17 protein-coding genes, 2 pseudogenes and 1 riboswitch are annotated in these 17665 nt (G+C 33.5%); of the genes and pseudogenes, 9 read left to right on the top strand and 10 right to left on the bottom strand.

The genetic code is table 11. From position 1 onward, the window contains the following. Nucleotides 1–5: 5 nt before the first annotated feature. A complete protein-coding gene (locus V6C74_RS02915) occupies nt 6–752 on the bottom strand; it encodes a type II CAAX endopeptidase family protein (protein ID WP_002432316.1) in 747 nt (248 codons plus the stop codon). Nucleotides 753–803: 51 nt separating this feature from the next. On the opposite strand from V6C74_RS02915, the gene V6C74_RS02910 reads away from it, so the two are divergent. The 5 genes from V6C74_RS02910 to V6C74_RS02890 all read left to right on the top strand — a co-directional run bounded on the left by V6C74_RS02910 (nt 804) and on the right by V6C74_RS02890 (nt 5598). Continuing rightward, entirely contained in the window at nt 804–1142 is a 339-nt protein-coding gene (locus V6C74_RS02910; protein WP_002453833.1) for a hypothetical protein, read from the top strand. A 191-nt stretch (nt 1143–1333) separates the two neighbouring features. Continuing rightward, complete coding sequence (locus V6C74_RS02905) at nt 1334–2410, top strand: MupG family TIM beta-alpha barrel fold protein (RefSeq protein ID WP_016898624.1); 1077 nt, start codon at nt 1334–1336, stop codon at nt 2408–2410. Further along, nucleotides 2382–3269 carry an N-acetylmuramic acid 6-phosphate etherase gene (gene murQ / locus V6C74_RS02900; protein ID WP_002453836.1) on the top strand — a complete coding sequence of 296 codons (888 nt, stop codon included), beginning with the start codon at nt 2382–2384 and terminating at the stop codon, nt 3267–3269. The genes V6C74_RS02905 and murQ overlap by 29 nt, the downstream gene beginning before the upstream one ends. A gap of 12 nt (nt 3270–3281) precedes the next feature. Further along, the gene (locus V6C74_RS02895) at nt 3282–4724 is read left to right on the top strand and encodes a PTS transporter subunit EIIC (protein WP_016898623.1); all 1443 of its coding nucleotides are present in this window, start codon (nt 3282–3284) and stop codon (nt 4722–4724) included. A 1-nt stretch (nt 4725) separates the two neighbouring features. Continuing rightward, nucleotides 4726–5598 (top strand): MurR/RpiR family transcriptional regulator, encoded by an 873-nt coding sequence (locus V6C74_RS02890; protein WP_016898622.1) that lies wholly within the window; start codon nt 4726–4728, stop codon nt 5596–5598. 90 nt (nt 5599–5688) lie between these two features. Here V6C74_RS02890 and V6C74_RS02885 read toward each other — a convergent pair whose 3' ends face one another. After that, a complete protein-coding gene (locus tag V6C74_RS02885; RefSeq protein WP_002453839.1) occupies nt 5689–7107 on the bottom strand; it encodes an amino acid permease in 1419 nt (472 codons plus the stop codon). Nucleotides 7108–7383: 276 nt separating this feature from the next. Here V6C74_RS02885 and V6C74_RS02880 point away from each other — a divergent pair, with 276 nt between their 5' ends. Further along, nucleotides 7384–7737 (top strand): hypothetical protein, encoded by a 354-nt coding sequence (locus tag V6C74_RS02880; protein ID WP_002453840.1) that lies wholly within the window; start codon nt 7384–7386, stop codon nt 7735–7737. Nucleotides 7738–7739: 2 nt separating this feature from the next. Then, nucleotides 7740–7925: a hypothetical protein gene (locus V6C74_RS02875; RefSeq protein WP_002432292.1), complete on the top strand. Its 186-nt coding sequence runs from the start codon at nt 7740–7742 to the stop codon at nt 7923–7925. 131 nt (nt 7926–8056) lie between these two features. On the opposite strand, the gene V6C74_RS02870 is transcribed toward V6C74_RS02875, so the two are convergent. Beyond that, the gene (locus V6C74_RS02870) at nt 8057–8245 is read right to left on the bottom strand and encodes a hypothetical protein (protein ID WP_002453841.1); all 189 of its coding nucleotides are present in this window, start codon (nt 8243–8245) and stop codon (nt 8057–8059) included. Between the two features lie 11 nt (nt 8246–8256). Next, nucleotides 8257–8895, bottom strand: coding sequence for an HAD family phosphatase (locus V6C74_RS02865; RefSeq protein WP_002453842.1), 639 nt, complete (start codon nt 8893–8895; stop codon nt 8257–8259). 280 nt (nt 8896–9175) lie between these two features. Between V6C74_RS02865 and V6C74_RS02860 the strand changes: the two genes are divergently transcribed. Next, entirely contained in the window at nt 9176–9706 is a 531-nt protein-coding gene (locus tag V6C74_RS02860; protein ID WP_002432504.1) for a hypothetical protein, read from the top strand. Between the two features lie 104 nt (nt 9707–9810). Here V6C74_RS02860 and V6C74_RS02855 read toward each other — a convergent pair. Beyond that, nucleotides 9811–11408, bottom strand: a pseudogene (locus V6C74_RS02855) (alpha-glucoside-specific PTS transporter subunit IIBC). Nucleotides 11409–11620: 212 nt separating this feature from the next. Between V6C74_RS02855 and V6C74_RS02850 the strand changes: the two are divergent. Then, on the top strand, nt 11621–12382 hold the full coding sequence (locus tag V6C74_RS02850; RefSeq protein ID WP_002432676.1) for a MurR/RpiR family transcriptional regulator: 762 nt from the start codon (nt 11621–11623) through the stop codon (nt 12380–12382). Between the two features lie 62 nt (nt 12383–12444). Here V6C74_RS02850 and V6C74_RS02845 read toward each other — a convergent pair whose 3' ends face one another. The 5 genes and pseudogenes from V6C74_RS02845 to V6C74_RS02825 form a co-directional block, all read right to left on the bottom strand. Beyond that, nucleotides 12445–12957, bottom strand: coding sequence for an SRPBCC family protein (locus V6C74_RS02845; protein ID WP_002432851.1), 513 nt, complete (start codon nt 12955–12957; stop codon nt 12445–12447). Between the two features lie 127 nt (nt 12958–13084). After that, on the bottom strand, nt 13085–14386 hold the full coding sequence (locus tag V6C74_RS02840; RefSeq protein ID WP_103175492.1) for a Na+/H+ antiporter NhaC family protein: 1302 nt from the start codon (nt 14384–14386) through the stop codon (nt 13085–13087). A 195-nt stretch (nt 14387–14581) separates the two neighbouring features. Continuing rightward, nucleotides 14582–14678, bottom strand: a riboswitch (SAM riboswitch). A gap of 71 nt (nt 14679–14749) precedes the next feature. Beyond that, complete coding sequence (locus V6C74_RS02835; protein WP_016898621.1) at nt 14750–15340, bottom strand: hypothetical protein; 591 nt, start codon at nt 15338–15340, stop codon at nt 14750–14752. A 189-nt stretch (nt 15341–15529) separates the two neighbouring features. After that, nucleotides 15530–16411, bottom strand: a complete 882-nt coding sequence (locus tag V6C74_RS02830) for an SDR family oxidoreductase (protein WP_029625756.1) — start codon at nt 16409–16411, stop codon at nt 15530–15532. Nucleotides 16412–16542: 131 nt separating this feature from the next. Then, a pseudogene (locus V6C74_RS02825) lies at nt 16543–17664 on the bottom strand (amidohydrolase). Between the last annotated feature and the right edge of the window lies 1 nt (nt 17665).

Genomic DNA, 17665 nt, shown 5'->3' with positions numbered 1-17665 from the left:
TTAAACTAATTATAAAATATTGACCATAGAGTATAAATAAATGACACTAGATTATTTAACATATGCAAGCTAATCGATGCTGCCAAATTTCTCTTTGAAATTAAATACACAGAGACTAAAGCAATGGCTAAAATAAAGTATGCTCCGAATTCAAACGGTGATTTCGCATCAGTTACATGTATGTAAGTAAATAATACAGCTGATATAATCCCCATTACAATAAAATTAAACTTCTTTCCTAACTCTCCTATTAGTATGTGTCTAAACACTAATTCTTCAACGATAGGTCCTACAATCACGATTAATAAAAACGCGAAAGGTATAAATGCATGTACTTTGAACAATTGATCTAAAGCCATCTCATTTTGCGTATCAGAATATTGTAGATGCTTAGGTAAAAACTGCATTAACCATTCATATAAACTTGACAAACCATACGCCAATAAAAAAGCGATAATAATAATGAACCATCGTCGTTTCAAGTATTGTAAACCTTTTTTAAACCTCTCTCCAAATGTATGGATGTGTAAAAAGTAAAATACAAATATCACAACAACATAAGCCATTAACTGCGCCAATGTACTAATCATCGCTAATTGTAACTGTGACATATGTTTTAGAAAAAGCGCACCTAGCGCCATACCTGCAACGCTAAATAGAAAAAGTCCTACCAATACTACTGCAATTAGACTTAAATCTCTCCACGCAATATCACTAAATTTATATTTTTTCTTAACTTCTTTCTGCCTCATAGACGTTTCCTTTCTATTACTCAATCATTTTTAAAATTTATTGGAGGAATTATGAATTATTTAGAAATCACACGACACATTGAACAACGAATTATAAAATTGCTCTCTCTGACTGAAAATGCTAAATATTATGTACTCAATCATCATAACAAATTTGAAGAAACTTTGAACGTATTTAATCAAGAAGTAGAAGTTGAAAAAATTTGGATAGAATCGCATAAATCAATATTAAGTACCACACCAGAATTAACATCTTACTATTATGTCATTCTTCATTTATCAGAACACCCTCTTATACCAATCAAACAAGGAGACATGCTTTTTTATATTCATATCAAACAACTTTTATTACATGAACAACTTTTAAAAATCAAACCTTCGACTTCCTAATTATTATAAATTTATCTTTAATTTCGTTTATCAACGTTTCGATACATTGCACTTATTTAAATCTCACATTACTTAAAACATCATGTGCTTTAAATTTTAATATTATATTATTCAAAAAATACCTCAAATTGTAAACGTTTAATAATAGCGTTATAATCGTACTGATTAAGTAATTAAAAGGAGTGTTAGATGTGCTTGGCTTCTCAGTTTATTTAGGAAATGCTTTAGATAAAGAGTATATTCTTAACATGGCTTCTATGGGTTATGATGTGATCTTTACATCTTTACAAATCCCTGAAGAAAACAAGCAACATCAGTTGTCATATTTTGGGGAATTATGTCAGCTTCTTTCATCATATAATATCACTTATATCATTGATGTTAATCCTTCTTTACTTAATCCAACGCTTTACAGTTATTTAAATCAATTGCCACATGGGGCATTTTCTATACGTATTGATGATCAATTGGATGTTGAACTCATCCATGAAGTTCAAAGTCATGGTTTCCAATGCTGTCTTAATGCGAGTAATATCACAGAAGATATGTTGAAGCGCATTTACAAACAAGATTATCAGTCTCAACTATTATACTGTCACAATTATTATCCACGACCTGATACAGGTCTTTCACATTCTTTCATTGAATATAAAAATCAACTTATTAAAACTTACGATAAACATGCAAAAATATATGCCTTTATACCAGGAACAGAGCTAAGAGGCCCTTTACATAAAGGGTTACCAACAGTTGAGTCACATCGTTCATCACATCCTTTAGTTGCTACGCATGAATTACAATCTCTAGATATCTCTCATGTTATTATCGGTGACACAGCAATCAATTTATTAATTGCTCAACAATTGTCTGATATGATGCATCGTCGACATTTTACGCTCAAGCTTAAAGACTTGGATCCATCATTTTCTGAGAGAGTCTTAAGAACACATACATCGCGCATTGACGCACCAGAGCATATCATACGTTCTCAATATTCACGTGTTAACAATGATACTCCTATAAATCCTATAGGAATAACTGAAAGAGACATTGGGGATATCACTGTAGATAACCAACTAAATGGGCGATATGAAGGTGAAATTCAAGTCGTTAAAACACCACTCAAAGGACATTCTCATATTAACCATATTGCAACAGTGAGCGATGAAGATCTTCAATTATTAACACTGATTCAGCCTGGAGATACTTTTAAATTTACATATACGAAGGAGAATGACAATGAATCGTTTAACAACAGAAACTCGTAACACACAAACGATGCATTTAGATGAAATGACTATTCAAGATGCACTACTAACAATAAATCGTGAGGATCAAAAAGTACCCAAAGCCATTGAACAAGTGATTCCTCAGTTATCACAGGTTATAACTAGTGCTATCCAACGTTTTAATCGTGGAGGAAGAATAATCTATATAGGCGCTGGTACAAGTGGACGTCTTGGCGTTTTAGATGCTGCTGAATGTGTACCAACTTTTAATACACGTCCTGAAGAGGTCGTTGGTATTATTGCGGGTGGTCAAAAAGCGATGACCGTCGCAGTAGAAGGGGCTGAGGATGATAGCGAGCAAGGCGCACAAGACTTAAAAGATATTCAGCTAAATGATAATGATATTGTTATTGGAATATCTGCAAGTGGTCGCACACCTTACGTCAAAGGCGCCCTCACTTATGCTAACGATATTCATGCTGATACTGTTGCTCTTTCGTGTAATACAAATAGTGAAATTAGTGCTTGTGCAGAGCATATTTTAGAAGTTAATGTGGGACCTGAAGTTTTAACAGGATCTACTCGTTTAAAATCTGGCACTGCTCAAAAACTCATATTAAATATGATTTCTACAATGACAATGATTGGGGTCGGAAAAGTATATGATAACTTAATGGTGGATTTACGACCTACGAATAAAAAATTGGTCAATCGTTCAATCACCATTATTCAAGATATATGTGATTTAGATGAACAAGATGCACAAACATTGTATGAAGAAGCGGGAAATCATATTAAAACAGCAGTTGTCATGTATTTATGTAATACAACTAAAGAAGACGCTGAGACGCGTTTATATAAAAGTAATGGAGTGATCAAGCAAGCCATCAACGTTTAAGGGGGAGTTTCCATGAACAAAGAAGAACGTCTTGCTAAAGATATCACTAACGCCGTTGGTGGTAATCATAATATTGATAATATTATTCATTGTATGACTCGTGTTCGAATTAAAATTCATGATTATGATAAAGTTAATTACAATGAATTGAAAAGTATTGATGGTGTTTTAGGTGTTGTTGAAGATGAACGCCTCCAAGTTGTAGTTGGACCAGGCATTGTTAACAAAGTTGCAAATTATATGTCTGAAACAAGTGGCGCACCTTTAGATGATGATACTTCTCATACTGAAAATAAAAGCTATAAAGCGCAAGCTGAAGAACAAGCACGACAAAATAAACAGAATTTTCAAAGTCATCGCAAACAAAGTAAATGGAATAAAGTTTTAAAGTCCATTGCTAATATTTTCATACCTTTAATCCCAGCATTTATAGGTGCCGGGTTAATAGGTGGTATTGCAGCGATATTGAATAACTTATTAACAGCTGGAACTCTATCTGGAGATTGGCTTAAACAAGTTGTTTCAGTGCTGAGTGTCATTAAAGATGGGATGCTCGCCTACTTAGCTATCTTCACTGGAATCAATGCAGCGAAGGTGTTCGGCGCTACGCCTGGATTAGGTGGTGTAATTGGTGGTGCAACATTACTTACTGGTATAACTGACGAAAACCCAATTAAAAATATCTTTACTGGTGAACACCTCGTCGCTGGTCAAGGTGGAATTATTGGCGTTATATTTGCAGTATGGTTGCTTAGTTTAATTGAAAAAAGATTACATAAAATAGTCCCAAATGCTATCGATATTATTGTAACTCCAACTATTTCATTATTAATTATTGGTTTATTAACATTGTTTATTATAATGCCAGTTGCTGGCTTTATATCTGATGGATTGGTGCATGTCATTAACTGGATTATTGGTGTAGGAGGCATATTTAGTGGTTTCATCATTGATGCTTTCTTCTTACCACTAGTCATGCTAGGATTGCATCATATTTTCACACCAATTCATATCGAATTAATTAATAAAACGGGTTCTACTTATCTGTTACCTATTGCAGCTATGTCTGGTGCTGGACAAGTCGGTGCCGCATTAGCTTTATGGGTTAGATGTCGTAAAAATACTAAATTACGTAATACTTTAAAAGGTGCTCTACCTGTTGGTTTCTTAGGTATTGGAGAACCTTTAATCTACGGAGTCACATTACCATTAGGTCGACCATTCTTTACAGCTTGTATTGGCGGCGGTATTGGTGGCGCTGTTGTTGGTGGTATTAGTCATATCGGTGCTACAGCTGTAGGGCCTAGTGGTATTTCTCTTCTACCGTTAATAGATAATCATATGTACCTCGGTTATATTGCAGGTTTACTTGCCGCTTACGCTGGAGGTTTCATTTTCACTTATTTCTTTGGCACGACTAAAGAAATGAGAAATTCTGATCAAATGGGTGATTAAATTGCCAAACATTTTAAATGAAATTGACAACCAGTACCCCTACCTAACTAAAAATGAAAAAAAGATAGCTCAATTCATACTCAACTCACCTCATAAGGTAGTTAATATGAATTCTCAAGATATAGCAGAAGTTTTAGATACCAGCCCCTCCTCTATAATAAGGTTTAGTAAGAAAATAACTGAAGGTGGCTTTCACGAACTTAAAATTGGTTTATCTAAATTTCTGCCTAAAGAAGCATCTGTATACAATGTTGAACTTGTAGACAATGAGAATACAGATTCTCTCAAAAAGAAAATGCACTCTCGTGCTAAAGGTGCGCTTAACAACGCCAATGAAAAAATTGACGATAAGACGATAGATCGAATTTGTGATTTATTTAAATGTGCAGAAACCATTTTCATCTATGGTTATGGTGCTTCATTTGTAGTGGCTACAGATTTATATCAAAAATTATCTCGCATTGGTTTAAATATACAATTGGTACAAGAAACACATATCTTCACGACCATGTTAGCAACACATAATGCTAAAGACTGCGTCGTATTTATTACAAACAATGGTATGCAAAGTGAAATGCGTTCAATAGCCAAAGTTGTTTCAGACTATCATATACCAGTTGTTACTATTACTAGTACGAATGATAATCCAGTAGCCAATCGTTCAGATATCGTCTTGTCTTACGGCCAAACTGATGAAAATGAAATGCGCATGGGTGCAACGACTTCATTGTTTGCACAAATGTTTACAATAGATGTACTTTATTATCGTTACATTGCTCTAAATTATCAATCATCCTTAGATTTTATAACACAATCTAAAATGGCTTTGGATAATTACCGTAAACATTTATCAAATATTGAATTTAAACATTAAATAAATAGAAAAAGCGATTCGTCATACTCTAAATTTCTTTATATTAGAGTGTATGAACGAATCGCTTTTTTGTTTAACTATATATTGCTATTATTCTAAGCCTTTTTGGTTTTTCTGAGTTAATGCTGCTTTTTTAGCTTGTTGATCCTTTTTATTATAACGAACGAAATAATAAAGTGTCACAACTGCTAGGAACACAATACCAATAACTACAGAAACAACTGTTTCTTTATTAAATAGCATACCGATTAAGACTAAAATTAAGAATGCTATTGTAAGATAGTTAGCAAATGCGCCTCCTGGCATTTTGAACGGATGATTTTTAACTTCTTCAGGATGTAACTTTCTAAAGCGTAAATGACTGAATAAAATCATAAACCAAGGAATCATTCCTGGTAATATAGATGCACTATAAACATAAACGAAAATACTTGCTGCACCTTTAATAAATAAAGGGAGAATGACGTTTAGTAATGCACCGATTAAGATACCGATTGATACTGCAAGTACTGTGTAGAACGGAACACCATTTTTTAATACTTTCGAGAAAATCTTAGGCATTTGTCCTTGCTTAGATAATGTATAAATCATACGGCTAGCACTAAATATACCTGAGTTACAACCTGACATAGCAGCTGTTAATACAACAAAGTTTATTAAACCAGCTGCGAAAGTAATCCCTACTTTAGCAAATGTCGCAACGAAAGGACTTCCTATGTCACCTAATTTGTCCCAAGGATAAACAGAAACGATAACAAAAATTGCACCAAGATAGAAGATTAATATTCTCCAAATAACTCCATTCACTGCTTTAACAATATTCTTTTGAGGATCTTTAGTTTCTCCAGCAGAAATACCAATGAGTTCAACCCCTTGATAAGATCCAATAACTATTGACAGTGCGAAGAAGAAACCAACGATTCCATGTGGCATAAATCCACCATGAGACCATAGATTTGAAATCCCTATTGCATGACCACCATTACCAATTCCGAATAAGATTAAGCCAAAACCTGCGATAATCATTAAAATAATTGTAATAACTTTGATTAATGCAAACCAAAATTCAAATTCACCAAAGGCTTTAACTGAAACAAGGTTTGCTCCCATTAATAATGCCACTGCTACGATACCAGGTATCCAGTTAGGTAAATTTGGGAACCAATAGTTCATATATTCACCAACTGCGATAACTTCACTCATCCCTACTACAACCCATTGGAATATATTACTCCAAGCCGTCATATAACCCGCTGCTGGGTGTATGTAATCACTTGCAAATGTTGCGAATGATCCAGTTGTAGGATTAAGATAAGTCATTTCCCCCATTGCTCTCATAATTAGGAATAAAAATATACCAGCGATTAAGTATGCAAAAATAACTGATGGGCCAGTCCATTTGATTGTACTTGTTGCCCCCATAAACAGACCGACACCAATTGTTCCCCCAAGTGCAATCATTTGCATCTGACGTGCACTTAGTCCCCTTTGTAATTCATTGTTTTCCATAACTTTACCCCATCTCTAAATCTAGATTATTTTTTTAATGATAATCTTATTTCCGTAATTATACTACAAATTGACGAAATTGAAACAAAATTTTTACAATTTAACGAAATCGCTTACACATGTATCATAGCAAGCTTTTTAATTTTTGAAAACACCTATTTTGAATATTTTTCTGAAAATTAAAGCTATTTGCATTTTTATTACATAATATGCTTTCTTTCTAAATGAATTACGGAGTATGATATACTTTTTCTAAATAGTTTAAGGAGTTCGGATATGAATAAGGCACTCATTAATCGTTCAATTAAAGTTACATTAATATTTATGATTATATTTTTCCTACTTAATTATTTTACTATGAAACAACCTGATATCATGTCTGTCGTAGGTCGAACACTTCTTGCTACGGTAGCCTTCTTCATTCTTTATTTAGTTGCCTTTACCATTCTAAGTTCTCCAGAACGAAAAATGATTTATGGCACAACCATTCCAATAGCACTTATAATTTGTATATTAGTTGGAGCTTTGTTCTTCACACCTCAAATAGGAATCATTAGTGGTTTAATTATTGGAATCATAGCAGGCGTTATATGGGAGCTTATAACAAGAGGAAATCATGGAGGTAAGTAATCATGACAATAATTATAGGTGTAGTCATTATCATACTATTAGTAATTAGTTTGATACCAAATTATCAAGCAATGAAATTAGCTAAAAATCAAGGTCAGAAACCTACACGATACACAATTATGGTAGGTATAGATTTAATTTTAATCGTACTCATCGCTATAACATTAATTTTAAAAATGAATAGTTAATACAAAATAAAAGTCTATAAATGAATTTAGTTATCCAAATTCATTTATAGACTTTTTTAATTTAAGATCCCACTAAGAAAAGATTTCGTTACAGTGTTAAATTATCATTTGCTAAAAAATTTATAATTCTTTTAAAGCTTTCCTTGCAATAAAAGAAAATATCCTATGGTTGCAAGTAAAAGATAAACAATAGATCCAATTATGAATGATCTAACTTGAACATGAAATGGTGTACGTTTATTAAAAATAGGACCAAGAACCAGATTCCCTATTGCTAAAATAATTGGACCAGCTATAAAGAAAAGTATAATGTAACCCACGCTTATACCTCCTATTTCTTCTCAAATAAAGATGTCACAATATCTTCAATCGACATATCTTTTCCGACGTAATTAATAGTTGAAAAATTTTGTTCTGCTGTCATCAAATTCGTGTTAACGACAACATCTAATCCTGCCATCATAGCAGCTGTAGTACCATTCAACGAATCCTCAATTGCTAAACAATTTGTTGGATTATAATTAAGGTTTTGAACAGCCATTAAATAAGGTTCTGGATCTGGTTTAACGTTATCAACGTCTTCTCTACCAATAATGACATCAATATAGTTATCTAAACCCAACTTTTTAAATGTTGGATATATATCTTCTCGATAGCTACTAGTTGCAATTGCCATAGGTATATGACGCTGTTTAAGATAATCCATTAACTCTTTGATTGTACTGATAATTGGCAAATCACCACTAGTTTGATAATGTTCTTGATATATTTTTTCTTTATTATCTGCGCCTATGGCCTGCTCGAGATGTTGATGTAAATCTGTAGCTGTCCCTCCGATAGATTCTCTATAAAAATCTACTGAAATAGGTTCAGCTTTATGTAATTTGAGATGTTTATTTATTGTCTCAAATAAATGACGTTCTGTATCGATAATTGTTCCATCGAAATCAAAGATAACTGCTCTGTACATTCATTTTTCTCCTTGTAAATGTAGCTATTTATTTCCCATATTAACATAAAAAAATGACTATCGTGACGAGATAGTCATAAGCATTATTAAAGCACTTGCGTATTTTTTTTACTAAATCTTAAAACCATTTTATATATTTTGTAAAAAAAAGATTACAAAATAATAAGTTTTTAACTTCGTTCAAAAGTCTTAGTGATTATATAAAAAAAAGAGTGGTACAATCTATTTAAACGAACATCGTATGCTTCAGTTATATGCCAAATTCACGGGAGGTCATAACATGTTGATTGATAAATTTGAAACCTACATTATCAATATTGCAGGTTTGAAATCTCGCTCAACGCGAAAAAAATTAACTCATTTATGTAAAGAAATAAAATTTTGTGAGTCATTTCAATTTTCGATTTTCAAACAAAATAACATGTTTGCACTTGAGGTCAGTTTACCTAAGCAACAGTTACCATATTTAATAAGCTTTTTGAGCTTCCACAATTATTCTATTTACCAAATTTTGTCTCCTAAGCATTTCGATGAACTTCTTGATTCAGAACATCTCTATCAATCAGCCAAACGTTTTGATTTAGCTATCGATGGTTTACAAGATGCTTTCATTAAAGACAAGGTAATTGATATCATGAATATGTTTGCTAACCATCACGATGTAAACTATACATTGAATAACAATTGTGCAAGTGTCGTATGTTCTCCAGAGATATTCGCTCAATTACTACATACAATTGCAACACGTAATATAGATATTTTATCAGCAAGCTATCGTGCCAAAATGCTTCATAAAGCTAGAATTTCATAATAATTTAAAGACCAGTGTTGTTAATAGCACTGGTTTTTTTTGACAATAAAACATCTCAAGAAGATATAATTCTTTCTCCTTGAGACGCTTATTGTGATATTTAATTACCTTTCTTCCTCGTAAACTAAATGTTCAAACGCTTCTCGTACTTGAGATACAGACATACCGACTACAACTTGCACACTTTTACCACTTTTCACTAAACCGTGAGCCATTTGATTATGTGTAAAATAACTACTATCTTGAACTTTACTTTCATCATTCACTGTTAAACGTAGGCGAGTTGTACAATTTGTTACGTCTTTAATATTTTCTTTACCACCTAGGCCTTTTAAATAGTAAGCTGCTTTGTCATCATATTCATTCACAGTTGATTTTGGTTGTTCTGATGAAGCAGTGCCACCTTTCTTATCTTTATAATCTTGTTTAGAAAATAGTTTTACTTCTTCTGTTCCTTTTTTCGACCTGGAAGTGGTATATCAAATTTAAGAATTAAAAATCTAAATAGGAAGAAGTAGATTCCCACAAATATAAAACCAATCACTACTTGAGCAACATATGTCATCCAGTGATCTTTACCTAACGGGATCCAGTTTGTAGCTAAGAAATCTAGCACACCGCCTCCCATATTACCTACAACACCAAAAGCATACATTAAAGTATCCATTGTAGCTGCCAAGATAGCATGGATCACAAATAAATATGGTGCAATAAATAAGAATGTAAATTCAAGAGGTTCTGTAATACCAGCAACAACCGCTGTTAGCGTTGCAGGTATGAGTAGTGCTGCCACTTTCTTACGATTTTCTTTCGGTGTTGTCGAGTACATTGCAAGCGCAATTCCTAAACATCCAAATACTTTACCATTGCCTTGTAACATAAATCCATAATGGAATTGTTCTTTTAAAGGTTTACTACTTTCAGCAAATTGATTCAAATGCTGTAACCATTCTGCTTTTAAACCGTGATTTACTACCACAGGTCCTACCTCAATTGGCGCGTATATAAAGTGATGTAATCCTGTAGGGATTAATACGCGTTCTAAGAAATGGTATAACCACACGCCAACGTATCCAGAAGCAATGATAAAATGCTGAATTGATGCAATACCATGTTGAATTGTTGGCCAAACCACACATGTTATTGCTGCAATAGGTAACATTACAAAGAATGAAATGGTAACTACAAATGTGAGGCCTTGGAAAACCCCTAACATTTCTGGCAATCTTTTACTATAGTATCGATTATGTATCCATGTAATAATCCCTGAAATAATAATAGCCCCTAAAATATTTGTATCTAACGTTTCTATCCCTGCTATAGCTTTTAATCCAGTGACGTTTTCTACGCCTTTTTTTAAGTTAGCACCAAAGGTATGAGGCCATTGCGTTAGAATCGCGTTAATAAATGTGTTAAACATTAAATAACCCATCAACGCGGCTAATGCTGCATGCCCTGGTGCTTTTTTAGCTAGAGATAGAGGTAAACCCACAACAAAGACGATTTCCATGTGATTAAAGATGACCCATCCGCCTGACTCTATCACTGACCAGAATTTGAACCAGAATGTATGCTGATCTGCTAAACCGCCCATGATTGTTGGATTTTTGAAAAGTGTCGCAAACCCAAGTACGATACCAAAGAAAGCAAACATCAACACTGGCACGATCATCGCACTACCGAATCGTTTGATAGCATTCATAATTAAAACCTCCACATCCCAATTTATTTCACACTATCATTTACTTATATGTTTGTTAGTAAGTGTTAGTATCTCTAAATAAGTTAATTTCAATATATAGTAAACGCTTACATAATAACAACGACGTTGACGCATTTTGAAACTATTTTGTATAATCAGATTATATTTTCATTGAACGGAAATTTTTTCATGCAAAATAATGAGGTGCTTAAATGATACTAGATGAACGTGTGAACACTCATTTCGATAAATTGAATGATAATGATATACAAATCGCAAGTTATGTTAATACACATATAGAAGAATGTAAAAATATGAAAATTCAAGATTTAGCTGTACATACGCATGCATCAAATGCCACTATCCACCGTTTCACACGTAAACTAGGATTTGATGGCTACAGTGATTTTAAATCATTTTTGAAATTTGAAAATGAAAAAAAGAATCAGCTTCCTTCTGATTCAATGGAACAATTTAAACAAGAAATAGCAAATACCTTTAGTTATTTAGATCGCATTGATTATCAATTATTAACGAATAAAATGCATGAAGCCACTACGATTTATCTTTACGGAACAGGACGCGCTCAAATGAATGTGGCTGAAGAAGCACAACGTATTTTACTTACAATGCATAAAAACATTATAATCCTACATGATGTTCATGAATTAAAAATGGTGTTAAATAAAACTGTTCCAGAGGATTTATTCTTTATTATTTCATTATCTGGCGAGACATATCAATTGACCGAAGTTACACAGCTTCTTCAATTAAGACAGAAATATTTTATCTCAGTAACAACGATGAAAGATAACTCACTCGCTCAACAAGCAAACTATAATATATATGTATCAAGTAATACATTTTATTTAAATGACGGTACCGATTATTCAAGCTTTATTAGTTACCATATCTTTTTTGAAACACTTTTAAGAAAATATAATGAACGTAAAGAAAAAAATGAATTATTATAAATAAAATCGCAAGCATTATTTGTAACACCCAGAGGCTACTCATTTAATGCTTGCGATTGTTTTTAATTATGCTGTTGTTCTTCTAGTTCTTCTAATATATGTTGCATTTGATCAATCATTAATTCAAAACCATGCGCAGTTGAATCATGATATTCTTTCTTCTTCTGTTTGTACTCCAACGCAGTTAAACGTCTTTCCTTTTCAACTAATGAGCGGTAGTAAAACAACATTTGAGTACCACCATTTTCACGTTCAAAGAATTCTACTTCTATGACATCCTCTTCGGCGCTTAAACCAGGCATACCTATTGTCATTTTAATGTATTCATCCATTACAAGCTCTTCGTATTTACCTTCGATAACATTTTGCTTCCCATTTCTACTATCTACTATACGATATGTACCGCCTTCTTGGACATCCGCTTCAAAAGTCTTATTTGTACGTGGTGTTGTCATGAACCATTGTTTAAGAATCTCCACTTTTGTCCATGCTTCATAAACAACTTCTGGAGTAAATTTTAGTAAACGTTCGATGTCGATTTCTACGTGTTCATTCTCTACATTATATTTTGCCACTCTCTTTCACCTACTTTCACTCTTATTTCTATTTTAACGTATTTAAGCTATGTCACAAACTCTGAAAGCTCTGAAAAAGTTAAAAGGAAGCTAAAATCTAAATGAGTAGCTTCCTTTTAATTTATATTTATTTTTGAGGTTTATCTTTTAAACGAGGGACTCTCAAAATAATAGCCACTAAACCACAGATTCCTAATAAAATTGGATAGATACTATATGGAACAAGTAAGAAAGGAGAAATACCAGCAACACCAGCTGCTGAAATAACTTGAGGACTATATGGGAGTAACCCTTGGAAACATCCTCCGAATATATCTAATATACTAGCTGACTTACGTGGATCGACATCATACTCATCAGCAATGTTCTTGGCTAAAGGTCCTGCCATAATAATAGAAATTGTATTATTAGCAGTAGATATATCCGCGGCACTTACTAAACTGGCAATACCTATTTCTGCACCACGTTTAGATTTAACTCTAGCACGTACAAACTGTAGTAACCAATCTATGCCACCATTATGTTGAATGATACCTACAAGGCCACCAATCAGTAATGCTATCATTGCAATATCTTCCATTCCAATTATACCTTTAGATACGGCACTGAGAAGTCCTTTCCAACCAAAGGAACCATCAATCAATCCTATTAAACCTGCTAAGGCTGTACCACCAATGAGTACAATGATGACGTTTACACCTACAAGTGCGAGTATCAGTACTAATAAATATGGAATAACTTTAATTAAGTTATAATCATAACTTTTGGCATGATCGATTGAAATACCATTCGTTAAGAAAAATAAAATTATAATCGTTAAAATAGCACCTGGTAAAACGATTTTAAAATTAACTCTAAACTTGTCATTCATCTTAGTCTTTTGAGTTCTTACTGCAGCAATGGTAGTGTCCGAAATCATTGACAGATTATCACCAAACATTGCACCACCGACTACCGTAGCCATAGCTAAAGCTGCGGGCACATGTGTTGCTTGTGCGAATCCAAATCCTACTGGGGCTATCGCTGCAACAGTCCCAACTGATGTCCCCATCGAAATAGACACGAACATACAAATAACAAATAGGCCTACAATGATTAAATTTTGAGGAATCAATGATAAACCTAAATTAACAGTTGAGGTAACACCACCCATTTTTTCAGCAGTAGTTGAAAACGCACCTGCCAAGATAAAAATTAACATCATCAAGATAATGTTCGAATGTCCAGCACCTTTAGTAAATACTTCTACCTTCTTGGCAAAAGATTCTTTTCTATTCATAAGTAAGGCAACGATTACTGTAATTGTAATTGCAACATTTAAAGGCATAGTTGTAAAATCTCCTGAAATAATTCCTACACCTAAAAAGAGTAATACAAATAGGAGTAATGGGAACAGGGCCCACGCGTTACCTTTCTTTACTTTCTCCATAAATTTGACCTACTTTCCATAAAAATAGGAGCGAAACAGAAATTTCATTCTCAATGAATCATTTCTTCATTCCGCTCCGGCAAGTGACTTTATTTGAAAACTAACCCAAGTGTGTATCAATAGAGTCAACTCATACCAACAAGTGATTAAAAGATATGTTATTTCACCATTTATACTCTGTTGGCATAGCATTTCAGCTTATCTTCTAACCTTAGCGGTTACTGGAATTGGCACATGATAAAATGTTGCCGAAGCTTCCTAGGGCCAGTCCCTCCACTTCTCTCGATAAGTTATTCGAATTGTGTCTAACGTTACAAGATAATTATAGACACGTCAATACATAAAGTTTATTGTATTTTAAAATTATTCTTCAATCTGTGTAGTGAAAAATTTCTCATAAATCGTGATTGCTAAAGCAACAATAATCAATAACACAATAGCTACACCAAAAACAATCCACCATTTCAAATAAAGACTTATAAATATGAGTAAAATGCTTATAATTGTTAAACATAAAGATACCCTTTTGAAAATTTTTTCAGTTCTAACCGATACAATTTTATATTCACTTATTTCGTCGCCATGAAGAAATTTACCATTTTTTGCTTGACTAATTTTAAGCTTCACTTCAAGGACGTAAGCAATACTTCCAGAACAAATAATGATTAGTAGCATCGTAACATTTGAAAAAGGTTGTGTAATAATCCAACTGAACATTCCAAAATAAGCAAGTGCAGAAACAATTGCTAAAATATAATCAATCATAGGATTAAACCAAGTTATACCTTTTTTTACATTCTCGTTAACTAAATAAACATTAACTGCAGAAATATATGTACAAATAATCACAGCTATAGCTAATATTACTATTAGATTATGATGGCACAATATTAGTGACGGTAAAGCTAAAGCAATTAAGATATTAGGTAACCATCTGATTAAAAAATTCTTCATTTTATAATCACCTTTATTCTATATTTCACCAATCACATACATCTTACATGAAAGCTTCAACTATTATCAAATCACCATTTAATATGGTGCAAACTTTCTACTCTCACACTAAAAAATGGGAACTCAGTCGAGTCCCCATCACCTTAAAATAATCAATATATAATTTGCCTATTAAAAGTAAATCAATTGTTAGTCGATTTGCATACCACCTGTTACACCAAAGACTTGGCCAGTAGTATAACTTGAATCTTCTGAAGCAAGTAAAACGTAAGTACCTGATAATTCAACTGGTTGACCGGCACGACCCAGTGGCGTTTGTTGTCCAAATGTAGGAATTGCACTTTGAGGTTGACCTCCAGTAATTTGAAGCGGTGACCAGAATGGCCCAGGAGCAACACAATTCACTCGAATACCTTTCGCACCAAGTTCTTCAGAGAAACTTTTCGTTAATGAAATAATTGCTGCTTTAGAAGCTGCGTAATCATGTAAAATTGGACTCGGATTATATCCTTGAACGGAAGACGTCGTCGTAATTGATGCGCCAGGTTTTAAATATTCTAACGCTTTTTGAACTGTCCAGAATACTGGATATACATTCGTTTCAAACGTCTCTGCGAAAGCTTCAGTATTAAATCCGTGAATATCATCATGATATTGTTGATGGCCGGCAACTAACGTTACATTATCTAAACCGCCTAACTCATTATAAGCCGTTTCTACCATATCATAGTTAAACTGTTCATCCCTTAAATCCCCAGGAATTAGAATAGCTTTCTGACCAGCATCCTCAATCACTTGTTTTACTTCTTGTGCGTCGTCTTCTTCACTCGGTAAATAGTTAATAGCCACATCTGCGCCTTCTTTTGCATAAGCGATTGCAGCTGCGCGTCCAATTGCTGAATCTCCTCCAGTCACTAACATCTTATAGCCTTTTAATCTCTCATGACCTTTGTAAGATGTTTCACCACAATCAGGTTGAGGTGTCATTTTCGATTGTAGACCTGGTAACTCTTGCTCTTGTTGTTCATAATCAGACGTTTTAAATTTATTTCTAGGATCTTGTGCTGACATCATTCATCATCTCCATATTTAAGATTTAATATTATTTACCCATCATAAAGCATATTTTAATCATCATTTTATCTCTGAAAATGAATTCAATAGCACTTTAAATAGCTACATGGCAACTATTGCCGTATAGATTAACCATTCAATAATTTTTTAACGAGCGTTACAAAATACGTTGGTACTTTCTCTAAAATACGTTCGTCTGGGTCATATTTAGGATGATGCAAATCATATTCACTATTGGAGCCAATGATAGCAAAGACACCGGGGTAATCTTTCGTATAACCTGAGAAATCTTCACCAATCGTTAGTGGTTCTTCCATCATTTGAACGTTGTAACCTACTTCCTTAGCTGCTTCAATTGCTTGTTGGGTAAGTGTTTAATCATTTACGACAGCACCCGGTAATTGTGTATATTCGAATTTAATATCTACATTAAATACTAGAGATAACCCATCTGAAATTTCTTTCATACGTTGCTTTATAAGTTGACGTTTTTTAGAATCAAATGAACGAACAGTACCTTGAATATAAGCTTGATCAGCGATGACATTCCATGTATTCCCACATGACACTTCCCCTATCGTAACGACCGCACTATCAAATGCTGATAAATTACGACTCACAATAGATTGTAGGCTGTTAATCAGTTGACCTACTACAATGACCGGGTCATTTCCTTGTTCTGGTTTCGCTGCATGAGCACCTTTTCCTTGAATATGAAACTCAAAACGATCTACAGCGGAAGTGATTACACCACTTTTAATCGCGAATTCACCAATGTCTAGTGAAGGATAATTATGAAAACCTAAGACTGCTTTAACGTTCTTAAGTACTCCAGTTTCACTTAACCTAATTGCACCATGACCTAATTCTTCAGAAGCTTGAAACAATATTCTCACTCGTCCACTTAATTCGTTTTCAAGCTCTTTAAGTTGAGTTGCTACGCCTAAAATACTTGCCATATGGATGTCATGACCACATGCATGCATTACTCCTTCATTTGTAGATGTAAACTCGTGCACAACTTGTTAGTTTATCGGTAATGCATCAATATCAGTTCTTACTGCAATCACCGGTTCACCTCTACCTATTTCAGCCACTAAACCCGTTTCTAAAGGTACATCTAAAATGGTTATATCAAAACTTTCAAGTATACGTTTAAGTCGCTTTGTAGTTTCATACTCTTTATCAGAAAGCTCTGGGAATTGATGAAATGTACGTCTCCAATTAACATAATCTGAATAATTTGGCATA

The organism is Staphylococcus capitis subsp. capitis (assembly GCF_040739495.1).
Lineage (GTDB): Bacteria > Bacillota > Bacilli > Staphylococcales > Staphylococcaceae > Staphylococcus > Staphylococcus capitis.
Note: the sequence above shows the minus strand (reverse complement) of the source record. Positions and strands in the feature narration are given on the sequence as shown.